The sequence below is a fragment of the Variovorax fucosicus genome, assembly GCF_030316825.1.
Lineage (GTDB): Bacteria > Pseudomonadota > Gammaproteobacteria > Burkholderiales > Burkholderiaceae_C > Variovorax > Variovorax fucosicus.
This window is the reverse complement of sequence record NZ_JASZYU010000004.1, coordinates 274953-286389: the sequence shown is the minus strand read 5'-3', so window position 1 is coordinate 286389 and position 11437 is coordinate 274953. Positions and strand designations below refer to the sequence as shown.

The 11437-nt window shown below is 66.8% G+C and carries 10 protein-coding genes; 8 read left to right on the top strand and 2 right to left on the bottom strand.

Going from position 1 to position 11437, the window contains the following annotated elements:
- Genes ribH through tolA form a run of 7 tightly spaced genes read left to right on the top strand, consistent with a single transcriptional unit; the run spans position 1 to position 4807 of the window.
- Positions 1-465: a 6,7-dimethyl-8-ribityllumazine synthase gene (gene ribH, locus QTI05_RS23540; RefSeq protein ID WP_286543134.1), complete on the top strand. Its 465-nt coding sequence runs from the start codon at positions 1-3 to the stop codon at positions 463-465.
- Positions 462-986: a transcription antitermination factor NusB gene (gene nusB / locus QTI05_RS23535; protein WP_286543133.1), complete on the top strand. Its 525-nt coding sequence runs from the start codon at positions 462-464 to the stop codon at positions 984-986. The genes ribH and nusB overlap by 4 nt, the downstream gene beginning before the upstream one ends.
- Before the next feature lie 55 nt (positions 987-1041).
- Positions 1042-2226 carry a pyridoxal phosphate-dependent aminotransferase gene (locus tag QTI05_RS23530; RefSeq protein WP_286619831.1) on the top strand — a complete coding sequence of 395 codons (1185 nt, stop codon included), beginning with the start codon at positions 1042-1044 and terminating at the stop codon, positions 2224-2226.
- Positions 2223-2660 (top strand): tol-pal system-associated acyl-CoA thioesterase, encoded by a 438-nt coding sequence (gene ybgC / locus QTI05_RS23525; RefSeq protein ID WP_286619830.1) that lies wholly within the window; start codon positions 2223-2225, stop codon positions 2658-2660. Before QTI05_RS23530 ends, ybgC begins: the two co-directional genes overlap by 4 nt.
- Complete coding sequence (tolQ, locus tag QTI05_RS23520) at positions 2657-3373, top strand: protein TolQ (RefSeq protein ID WP_286619829.1); 717 nt, start codon at positions 2657-2659, stop codon at positions 3371-3373. The genes ybgC and tolQ overlap by 4 nt, the downstream gene beginning before the upstream one ends.
- A gap of 12 nt (positions 3374-3385) precedes the next feature.
- Positions 3386-3823 (top strand): biopolymer transporter ExbD, encoded by a 438-nt coding sequence (locus QTI05_RS23515; RefSeq protein WP_286619826.1) that lies wholly within the window; start codon positions 3386-3388, stop codon positions 3821-3823.
- 3 nt (positions 3824-3826) lie between these two features.
- Positions 3827-4807 (top strand): cell envelope integrity protein TolA, encoded by a 981-nt coding sequence (gene tolA / locus QTI05_RS23510; protein ID WP_286543126.1) that lies wholly within the window; start codon positions 3827-3829, stop codon positions 4805-4807.
- Between the two features lie 6 nt (positions 4808-4813).
- Here the strand turns inward: tolA and dnaE are convergent, their stop codons facing one another.
- Positions 4814-8335, bottom strand: a complete 3522-nt coding sequence (gene dnaE, locus QTI05_RS23505) for a DNA polymerase III subunit alpha (RefSeq protein ID WP_286619825.1) — start codon at positions 8333-8335, stop codon at positions 4814-4816.
- A gap of 62 nt (positions 8336-8397) precedes the next feature.
- On the opposite strand from dnaE, the gene QTI05_RS23500 reads away from it, so the two are divergent.
- Entirely contained in the window at positions 8398-9183 is a 786-nt protein-coding gene (locus QTI05_RS23500; RefSeq protein ID WP_286619824.1) for a sulfurtransferase, read from the top strand.
- A gap of 28 nt (positions 9184-9211) precedes the next feature.
- Here the strand turns inward: QTI05_RS23500 and QTI05_RS23495 are convergent, their stop codons facing one another.
- The gene (locus QTI05_RS23495; protein WP_286619822.1) at positions 9212-11428 is read right to left on the bottom strand and encodes a heavy metal translocating P-type ATPase; all 2217 of its coding nucleotides are present in this window, start codon (positions 11426-11428) and stop codon (positions 9212-9214) included.
- Positions 11429-11437: the final 9 nt, after the last annotated feature.

Here is an 11437-nt window from a genome sequence, read left to right as displayed (position 1 = left end):
ATGCTGAACGCAAACCAGGGCGCCGCAGCGGCGCTCGACGGCAAGGGCCTGCGCATCGGCATCGTGCAGGCACGCTTCAACGAAGACATCACCGGCGCGCTGGCCACCGCCTGCCTGACCGAACTGGCCGCGCTCGGCGTGGCCGACAGCGACATCGACCACCACTACGTGCCCGGCGCCCTTGAAGTACCGGTGGCGTTGCAGGCGCTGGCGGAGCGCGGCGGCTACCACGCGCTGGTGGCGCTGGGCTGCATCATCCGCGGCGAGACCTACCACTTCGAGCTGGTGGCCAACGAGTCGGGCGCCGGCGTGAGCCGCGTGTCGCTCGACTACCGCATTCCGGTCGCCAACGCGATCATCACCACCGAGAACCTCGCGCAAGCCGTGGCCCGACAAACCGACAAGGGCCGCGATGCGGCCCGCGTGGCCGTCGAGATGGCGCAACTGCTCGCGCAACTTTCATGACCGAACCCCAATCCAGCAAACCACCGCGCCAATCGCGCACCGGCGTCACCAGCACCGGTGCACGCAAGGCCTCGGCCAAGTCGAACCGCAGCCGGGCCCGGGAGTTCGCGCTGCAGGCGCTCTACCAGCACCTGGTCGGGCGCAACGACGCGACCGCCATCGACCACTTCACGCGCGACCTGGCCGGTTTCCACAAGGCCGATGCCGCGCACTACGACGCGTTGCTGCACGGCTCGATCGAGCATGCGGGCGACCTCGACGCGCTGATCCTGCCGCTGCTCGACCGCAAGATGGAAGAGATCTCGCCGATCGAGCATGCGGCCATGTGGATCGGTGTCTACGAGTTCCAGAACTGCCTCGACGTGCCGTGGCGCGTGGTGATCAACGAGTGCGTCGAACTCACCAAGGAGTTCGGCGGCACCGACGGGCACAAGTACGTGAATGCCGTACTCAATGGCCTGGCGCCGAAGTTGCGCGCCACCGAAGTCGAGGCGGATCGCGCCAAAGGCAAGGCGAAATGAGCACCGCCCCGGGCAGGCAGGACACTCCGATGCCGAGCGTGGGGGCCACGTTCCCATGAGGATCTCGGCGCGCGCCGAGCGCATCGAGCCGTTCTACGTGATGGAGGTCGCCAAGGCCGCCGCGACGCTCGCCCGCGAGGTCGCGAACACCGAGCGGCCGATGATCTTCCTCAACATCGGCGAGCCCGACTTCACCGCGCCGCCGCTGGTGCAGGAAGCCGCTGCGCGCGCAGTGCGCGCCGGCGCCACGCAGTACACGCAGGCCACCGGGCTCGACGCCCTGCGGGAGCGCATCAGCGCCTGGTACGCGCAGCGCTTCGGCGTCGACGTGCCGGCGCGCCGCATCGTGGTCACGGCCGGCGCCTCGGCCGCGTTGCAACTGGCCTGCCTGGCATTGATCGAGGCCGGCGACGAAATCCTGCTGCCCGACCCGAGCTACCCCTGCAATCGCCACTTCGTGAGTGCGGCCGACGGCAAGGCGGTGCTGGTGCCGACCACTGCGGCCGAGCGTTTCCAGCTCAGCGCGGCCAAGGTCGAAGCGGCCTGGACCGACAAGACGCGCGGCGTGCTGCTGGCTTCGCCCTCGAACCCGACCGGCACGTCCATCGCGCCCGACGAACTGCACCGCATCCATGAAGTGGTGTCGCGGCGCGGCGGCATCACGCTGATCGACGAGATCTACCTGGGCCTCTCCCACGACGATGCCTTCGGCCAGACCGCGCTCGCCATCGACGACAACGTCATCAGCATCAACAGCTTCAGCAAGTACTTCAACATGACCGGCTGGCGCCTCGGCTGGCTGGTGGTGCCCGAGGCGCTGGTGCCGGTGATCGAGCGCCTTGCGCAGAACCTGTTCATCTGCGCCAGCACGGTTTCGCAGTACGCGGCGCTGGCCTGCTTCGAGCCCGAGAGCATCGCCGAATACGAACGGCGCCGAGCCGAATTCAAGGCGCGGCGCGACTGGTTCATTCCGCAACTGAACGCGCTGGGCCTCGCGGTGCCGGTGGTGCCCGACGGCGCTTTCTATGCCTGGGCAGATTGCAATGCCTTCGCGCAGAAGCTAGGCATCGAGGGCAGCTGGGATTTCGCGTTCGAAACCATGAAGCGCGCACATGTCGCCGTGACGCCCGGTCGCGACTTCGGCACCGCCGAAACCAGCCGCTTCGTGCGCTTCTCGACGGCCAGCTCGATGGCGCACCTGCACGAGGCCATCGAGCGTCTCAAGGCGATGGCCGGATGAGCTTCCAACTGCCCGTCCGCGTCTACTGGGAAGACACCGATGCCGGCGGCATCGTGTTCTACGCCAACTACCTCAAGTTCATGGAGCGCGCCCGCACCGAATGGCTGCGCTCGCTCGGCGTCGAACAGCGCAACCTTCGCGAGCAGACCGGCGGCCAGTTCGTGGTGAGCGAAACCACGCTGAAATACCACCGCCCTGCCCGGCTCGACGACGAACTGCTGGTTACAGCCGATGTGCAGCAAATCGGCACGGCGTCCCTGATAATCGGACAGCGCGTGCTATCAAAAACAGAGCAAGGCGTTTTGCTCTGCGAAGGCACGATCCGCATCGGCTGGGTGGACGCCGCCACTTTGCGCCCGGCACGCATTCCGGCCCAAGTTTCGGGAACCCTCGAGCACTATCGAGGCTCCATGTCTCAACCTCTCAAGCCATGAACCAAGACCTTTCGATCCTCACACTCCTGATTCATGCGAGCCTGCCCGTGCAGTTGGTCGTCCTGCTGCTGATCGTCGTTTCGATCGCCAGCTGGGCCGCCATCTTCCGCAAGTACTTCTCGCTGAAGCGCACGCGCGCCCTCAACGACGAGTTCGAGCGCGAGTTCTGGTCGGGCACCAGCCTGAACGAACTGTTTGCCTCGGCGGCCCAGAATGCCAAGCTCGCAGGCCCGATGGAACGCATCTTCGCAAGCGGCATGCGCGAGTACCAGAAGCTGCGCGAGCGCCACATCTCCGACGCAGCCACGCTGCTGGACGGTGCCCGGCGCGCGATGCGTGCCAGCTTCCAGCGCGAACTCGACGCAGTGGAGCAGAACCTGTCGTTCCTGGCCACCGTCGGCTCGGTCTCGCCGTACGTGGGGCTGTTCGGCACGGTCTGGGGGATCATGCATGCCTTCACCGGCCTGGCCGCACTGGCACAGGTCACGCTGTCGACCGTGGCCCCCGGCATCGCCGAAGCACTGGTCGCCACCGCCATCGGCCTGTTCGCAGCCATCCCGGCCGTGGTGGCCTACAACCGCTTCGCGCGCGAAATCGACAAGATCGCCATTGCGCTGGAGACCTACATCGAGGAGTTCTCCAACATCCTGCAGCGCAACCTGTCGGCCAACCTGCCGCCGAACCCGGTTGGCGTTTCGGCCACGGGCCGTTGAGCGGAGGCCAGCATGCCCGCCATGTCATCCCGCGGCCGCGGCCGCCGCACGATCAACGAGATCAACATGGTTCCGTTCATCGACGTGATGCTGGTGCTGCTGATCATCTTCATGGTCACGGCCCCGCTCATCACGCCGAGCGTGATCAACCTGCCCACCGTCGACAAGGCCAACAAGCAGCCTGACAAGCCGATCGAGATCGTGGTCAAGAGCGACGACGAGGTGCAGATCAAGAAGGATCCCTCGACCGGCAGTGGCGGCTCCTCGATTCCGATGACGCAGATCGGCGCTGCGGCCAAAGCTGCCCAGGGCGGCGACGAGCAGCGCCCGGTCGTCATCAGCGCCGACAAGTCGGTCAAGTACGAAACCGTGGTCAAGGCGATGAACCAGCTCAAGAAAAGCGGCGTCGAGCGCGTCGGCCTTTCGGTCACGACCACGGGCGGCAAGTAACGCATGTCGCTGGCCGCTGATCGCCCCGAATTCGCCCCGCCGCCGCAGCGCGGCACGCCGCGTGCCGTGGCAATCGCCCTGTTCGCGCATGCGCTGCTTATCGCGGCGCTGACCTGGGGCGTGCACTGGAAGCGCGAGGCCGAGGACGATGCGGTCGAGGCCGAACTCTGGTCGTCCACCGTGCAGCAGGCCGCCCCGCGGCTATCTGCACCGCCGACGCCAGTGCCGCCCCCGCCGGCACCCACGCCCGCACCACCGCCCCCGCCTCCGCCGCCCCCACCGCAGGCCGTGAAGCCGCCGGATCCGACGCCAGTGCCGAAGGCGCCGGACATCGCGCTCGAGCGCGAGAAAAAGCTGAAAGAACAGAAGGAACGCGAGCGCGAGCTCGAGGAAGACCGGCAGGAAAAGCAGAAGCAGCAGCAACTCGCCGCGAAGAAGGCGCAGGAAAAGAAGGATCGCGAAGCGAAGCAACGCGCCGAGGACGAGGCCGATCGCAAGCAGGAACAGCAGCAGAAGCTGGCCGAACAGAAAAAGCGTGACGAAGCCGAGGCCAAGAAGGCCGAGGCCGCGAAGAAAGCCGAGGCGGCCAAGGCCGATGCCGCCAAGCTGGCCGCGGCCGACCGCGCCGCCACGCTCAAGCGCATGCAGGGTCTGGCCGGCGCCAGCGGCGCTGACGACTCGAAGGGCACCGCGCTCAAGTCGTCCGGGCCCTCGGGCGGCTACGGTGCCCGAATTGCGGCCGCAGTGCGCCCCAACATCACCTTCCCCGATGCGGACATGGTGAGTGGCAACCCTGCCGCCGAATTCGATGTGAGCGTGGCCCCCGACGGCACCATCGTGAACGTCAAGCTGCGCAAGTCGAGCGGAATTCCGGGTTGGGACGACGCGGCCGAGCGCGGCCTGCGCAAGACCGACAAATTGCCGCGCGACACCGACGGTCGTATTTTCCCGTCACTGATCGTCGAGCTTCGCCCGAAGCGCTGAGGCGCTTTATTCGTAGATCACGGCCGCCTTGCCGGCCTCGGCCTGCGCCATCCAGCTGGCCAGCGCCGCATCGGTCGGGAAGAAGCGCGCGGCCTCGCCCAACTGCAACTCCACCTGCGCGCCGCCCCGCGCGAGCGACAGGCGCACAGGCAAGCCTTGCCGCAGTTCGCCATGTTCGCTGCTCTCGATGCGCGGCGGAAAGTCGCGGGCGATGCGGGCAATGTCGGGCGCCTTGCCGTTGACCGCCACGCGCAGGAATTTGCCGAAGCGGCAGCGCGCCCCGGCCAGATCCCACACCTGGGTCACGTTGAAGCGCGCCTCGAAGCCGCCTCGGCCCGGCTGCAACTTGCCGCTGACGATCACGAGTTCGTCGTCCTTCAGCACGTTGCGGTTCGCGTTGAACACGGCCTCGTCGGCGGTGGCGTCGATGGCTTCGCTCTTGTCGTCGAGCTTGAACAGCACCAGCCGGCCGCGCTGCCCGTTGATCACGCGCAGGTCGCTCACGATGCCGGCGATCACCTGCTGCTCGCGGCCATCGAGCAGGTCGGTGATCTCGCGCTTGCAGAAGCGCCGCACCTCGTGCGCGACCTCGTCGAACAGGTGGCCGGAGAGATAGAAGCCAATGGCCGTCTTCTCGTAGGTCAGGCGTTCCTTCACGCCCCAGGGCGTAGCGTCGACCAGGTCGGGCTCCTGCGTGGCCGAGCCGTGCTCGCTGTCGCCGAAGATGTCGACCTGCGCCGCGTTGGCCGCGGTGGCGTTGGCGAATTCGAATGCGCGGTCCAGCGAAGCGCTCAGCGATGCGCGGTTCTGTTGCAGCGCATCGAAGGCGCCGGCCTTGATCAGCGCCTCGACCGTGCGCTTGTTGATGCGGGTGCGATCCACGCGCACGCAGAAGTCGAACAGGCTCTTGAACGGCCCGCCCTCCTCGCGCGCCGCCGCGATCGCATCGATCGCATGCTGGCCCGTGCCCTTGATGGCGCCGAGGCCGTAGCGGATGACCTTGTCGGTGACGGGCTCGAAGCGGTAGCGGCCACGGTTCACGTCCGGCGGCTCGAAGGTCAGGCCGAAATTCTTCACCGCGTCCTGGAACAGCACCTTGAGCTTGTCGGTGTCGTCCATTTCCACCGTCATGTTGGCGCAGAAGAACTCGGCCGTGTAGTGGACCTTGAGCCAGCCCGTGTGGTACGCCAGCAGCGAGTAGGCCGCGGCGTGCGACTTGTTGAAGCCGTAGCCCGCGAACTTCTCCATCAGGTCGAAGATTTCGTCGGCCTTGTCCTGCTCGATGCCGTTGACCGCCGCGCCTTTGCGGAAGATGGCTCGGTGCTCGGCCATCTCCTCGAGCTTCTTCTTGCCCATCGCGCGGCGCAGCAGGTCGGCGCCGCCGAGCGAGTAGCCGCCCAGGATCTGCGCGGTCTGCATCACCTGCTCCTGGTAGACCATGATCCCGTAGGTCTCGCTGAGCATCTCTGCCACCAGTGGATGCGGATACTCGACCGGCTCGCGGCCGTGCTTGCGCGCAACGAAGCTCGGGATCAGGTCCATCGGGCCCGGACGGTACAGCGCGTTCAGCGCGATCAGGTCTTCCAGCCGCGTCGGCCGCGCGTCCTTCAGCATGCCCTGCATGCCGCGGCTTTCAAACTGGAACACTGCCTCGGTCTTGCCGTCGGCAAACAGCCTGTAGGTGGCCGCGTCGTCCAGCTTGATGTCTTCGTACGCGAACTTTTCCTGGCCCTTGTGGCGCGCGACGATGAAGTCCTTGGCGATCTCCAGGATCGTGAGCGTTGCCAGGCCCAGAAAGTCGAACTTCACGAGGCCGATCGCCTCCACGTCGTCCTTGTCGTACTGGCTCACGGCCGAGTCGCTGCCGGGCTGCTGGTAGAGCGGGCAGAAGTCGGTGAGCCTGCCGGGCGCAATGAGCACGCCGCCGGCGTGCATGCCGATGTTGCGCGTCATGCCTTCGAGCTTCTGCGCGAGCTCGACCAGCATGCGGACTTCTTCTTCCTTCTCGATGCGCGCCGCGAGTTGCGGCTCCATCTCGATCGCGTAATTGTTCTTGTCGCCTTCCACCTTCGGGCTCGGCGGGTACTGGATGGTGACGGGCTGGCCCGGCTTGTTCGGAATGAGCTTGCTGATGCCGTCGCAGAACATGTAGCTCATGTCGAGCACGCGGCCCACGTCGCGAATGGCTGCACGCGCGGCCATGGTGCCGAAGGTCGCGATCTGGCTCACCGCGTCGCGGCCGTACTTGTCCTTGACATAGTCGATCACACGATCCCGGTTGCCCTGGCAGAAGTCGATGTCGAAGTCGGGCATCGAGACGCGTTCGGGATTCAGGAAGCGCTCGAACAGCAGGTTGTATTCGAGCGGGTCGAGGTCGGTGATCTTCAGCGCATAGGCCACCAGCGAGCCGGCGCCCGAACCCCGGCCCGGGCCGACCGGGCAGCCGTTGTTCTTGGCCCACTTGATGAAGTCGCCGACGATCAGGAAGTAGCCCGGGAAACCCATCTTCAGGATGGTGTTGATCTCGAACTCGAGGCGCGCCACATAGCGCGGCCGCTCGGCGTCGCGCTTTGCAACGTCCGGATAGAGATGGGCCAGCCGCTGCTCCAGCCCTTCGAAGGATTCCACGCGGAAGAACTCGTCGATCGGCATGCGCACGCCATCGACCTCGGGCGTCGGAAAGTCCGGCAGTTGCGGCTTCCCGAGCACCAGCGTGAGGCTGCAGCGCTTGGCGATTTCGACCGTGTTGGCGATGGCGCTCGGCACGTCGGCAAAGAGCTGCTCCATCTCGGCGGCCGACTTGAAGTACTGCTCGCGCGTGAACTTGCGAACGCGGCGCGGGTTGCCGAGGATCTCGCCTTCCGAAATGCAGACGCGCGCTTCGTGCGCCTCGAAATCGTCGGGCCCGGCGAACTGCACCGGGTGCGTTGCGACCACCGGCAACTGCAGCCGCGCCGCGAGCTGGACGGCCGCCACCACGTGCGGCTCGTCTTCGGGCCGGCTGGCACGTTGCAGTTCGATGTAGAAGCGGTGCGGAAAGATGCCGGCGAGCTGCAACGCGATTTCGGCCGCACGCGCATCGCCGTGCGCGCCGCCTTGCAGCAAGGGCTGGCCGAGCGGCCCGGCCTGCGCACCCGACAGCAGGATCAACCCACCGTTGAGTTCTTCGAGCCAGGCCAGCTTGCAGACCGCCTGCGACTGGCCGCGCCCGACGTTCTGCGTCCAGGCCCGTGCCAGCAGCTCCGAAAGGTGCAGATAGCCCTGCGTGTCCTGCACCAGCAGCACCATGCGCGTGAGCGCCCCGATTTCCTTGCCCAGCCCCTCGACGAAGATCTCGGCGCCCAGAACCGGCTTGACGCCCTTGCCGCGCGCTTCCTTGTAGAACTTGACCGCGCCGAACAGGTTGCTCAGGTCGGTGATGGCCAGCGCCGGCTGCTTGTCTTTGGCGGCAGCCTTGACGACTTCGTCGATGCGGTTGGTGCCGTCGACGACGGAAAATTCGGTGTGCAGGCGCAGGTGGACAAACATCGCTTCATTGTAGAAAGCCGCCAGTTCACGATGCGATCTCTCGTTCTCTAAAATCGCACCCCGTGCAAGAGATTTTGAATATCGCGGCCTACAAGTTCGTGGCCATCGACGACGCGCTGTCGCTGCAGGGCGAACTGCGTGCGCGCAGCCACTCGCTGGGCCTCATGGGCACCATCCTGCTGGCGCCGGAGGGGATCAACCTGTTCCTGGCCGGCGCCGCGGAGGCGGTGCGCGGCTTCGTTGCCCTCCTGCACGCCGACGCACGCTTCGCCGACCTCGAAACCAAGGAGAGTTGGTCGGTTGCGCAGCCGTTCCGGCGCATGCTGGTCAAGGTCAAGCGCGAAATCATTCGCATGGATCATCCGGCGATCCAGCCTGCGGCCGGGCGCGCGCCGGGCGTGGAGGCACAAACACTTAAGCGCTGGCTCGATCAGGGTCATGACGACGCGGGCCAGCCGATCGTGATGCTCGACACGCGCAACGCCTTCGAGGTCGACCACGGCACCTTCGAAGGCGCGATCGACTGGCGCATCGAAAAATTCACCGAGTTTCCGCAGGCCCTGCTCGACCACCGCGACCAGCTCGCGGGCAAGACGGTCGTGAGCTTCTGCACCGGCGGCATCCGCTGCGAGAAAGCCGCGATCCTGATGCGCGAGGCCGGCGTGGCCGACGTGCTGCAGCTCGAGGGCGGCATCCTCAAGTACTTCGAGCAGGTCGGCGGTGCGCACTACCGCGGCGACTGCTTCGTGTTCGACGGTCGCCGCACGCTCGGGCCCGACTTGGCTGCCTCCGGCAACGCCGCGAGCGCGCGCGCAGCCGAAGACCCGGACATCGCCATCAAGCAGTGAACAGCCTGCGCCCGCCGGGCGGGCGCCTTCACGATTGGACCCGGCGCAGCAGGCGCAAGCCGTTGGCCACCACCAGCAGGCTCGCGCCCATGTCCGCGAACACCGCCATCCACATGGTCGCGTTGCCGAACACAGCCAGCATAAAGAACACCAGCTTGATCGCCAGGGCCAGCGTGATGTTCTGCCAGAGCACCGCATGGGTGCGCCGCGACAGGCGGATAGTCTCCGCGATACGGCCCAGGTTGTCGTTCATGATCACCACGTCGGCCGCCTCCATCGCCGTGTCGGTGCCGGCGCCGCCCATCGCAAAACCGATGTCCGCCCGGGCCAGCGCCGGCGCGTCATTGATGCCGTCGCCGGTCATGGCGGTCGGGCCGTAGCGCTGGCGCATGTCCTGGATGGCCGACAGCTTGTCCTCCGGCAGCAGTCCGCCGCGGACATCGCCAATGCCGGCCACGCGTGCGACGGCCTGTGCCGTCGCCAAGTTGTCGCCGGTCAGCATGACGGGGGTGACGCCCATCCGCTTCAGTTGGGCAACGGCGGCCACCGAGCCCGGCTTGATCGTGTCGGCCACGGCGAAGAGTGCGAGCACGCCGGTGTCGTCCGCCAGCAGGGTGACGGTGCGCCCCTGCGCTTCATGGGCGGCCAGTTCTGCTTCAAGCTCCGGATCCGCCTGGTTGCGTTCCCCGATCAGGCGGTGATTGCCCAACACCATTGCCTTGCCGTCCACCACGCCTTCGACACCGCGCCCCACCAGCGCCTTGAACCGATCCACTTCCAGCACCGCGCCCTCGATGCCCTGGGCAATCGACTTTGAAACGGGATGGTCGGAGCGGGCGGCGAGGCTCTTGGCCCAGCGTCGCGCCTCGGCCGCATCGCTTTGCCGCCAAGCCTTGAATGCCACCAGTCTCGGCTTGCCCTCGGTCAGGGTGCCGGTCTTGTCGAGCGCCACGGCCTTGAGCAAGCGCGCGTCTTCGAGATAGGTGCCGCCCTTGATCAGGATGCCGCGGCGCGCGGCCGCCGCCAGGCCGCTGACCACCGTGACCGGCGTCGAGATGACCAGCGCGCAGGGACAGGCGATCACCAGCAACACCAGCGCCTTGTAGATGGCGGTGAGCCACGCCCAATCCAGCAGCAGCGGCGCCAGCACGGCCACCGCGAGCGCCAGCGCAAACACGGTGGGCGTGTAGATGGCCGCGAAGCGATCCACGAAGCGCTGCGTCGGAGCGCGGGTGCCCTGCGCCTCTTCCACTGCATGGATGATCCGCGCCAGGGTCGTGTTGCTGGCCACCGCGGTCACACGGAACTCCAGTTCACCGTTCTCGTTGATCGTGCCGGCAAACACCTGGCTGCCGGGCTCCTTGTCCACCGGAATGCTCTCGCCGGTCACGGGCGCCTGGTTGATGCTGCTGTTGCCCCGGGTCACCACGCCATCGAGGGCGATGCGCTCGCCGGGCTTCACGCGAGCCACTGCGCCGATCGCGATATCGCTGGCCTTGGCGCGGCCCCAGCTGCCATCGGCCTGCAGCACTTCGGCATCGTCCGGCGCCAGCTCGACCAGGCCTTTGATCGCGTTGCGGGCACGGTCGACCGCGCGCGCCTCGATGAGTTCGGCGATGGCATACAGCGCCATCACCATGGCGGCCTCGGGCCATTGGCCGATGACGAATGCGCCCGTCACTGCAACCGACATCAGGGCGTTGATGTTGAGCTTGCCGTGGCGCAGCGCGGTCAGGCCCTTGGCATAGGTCTCCAGCCCGGCCAGCCAGATCGCCGCTGCAGCGACACCCATGCCGACGACTTTCCACGCCATGGCGTCCGGCGCGAAGAAAGACACGCCTTCCGCAACCATGGCCAACCCGAGCGCGGCGACAAACCGCAGATAGCCGGTGTTGGCGCCGTGCTCGTGCATCGCGCCGCCACCGGTGTCGGCCTGGCCTGTCGAGACGGCCACCGGCTCCGGCACGAAGCCGGCCTTGCGGATGGCCGCGAGCGCGATCGCGACGGCCTCGTCGGCGGCATCGATGCGCAAGGTTCTCTGGGGCAGCCGGAAATGCAGGCCGCGAACACCGGGGATCGGTTCGACCAGCCGGCGAATCTCGGATTCCTCCACGGTGCAGTCCATCGTCGCGATGCGGAACGTGTTGGGCGCTTCCACGACCGGCACGTCCGGGCCTGCAGCGGCCGATGGCGCGCAGCAGGAATCGACCGCAGTTGCGTGGTGTGAGTGCTCGTGTTTTGCCATGTGTTTTCG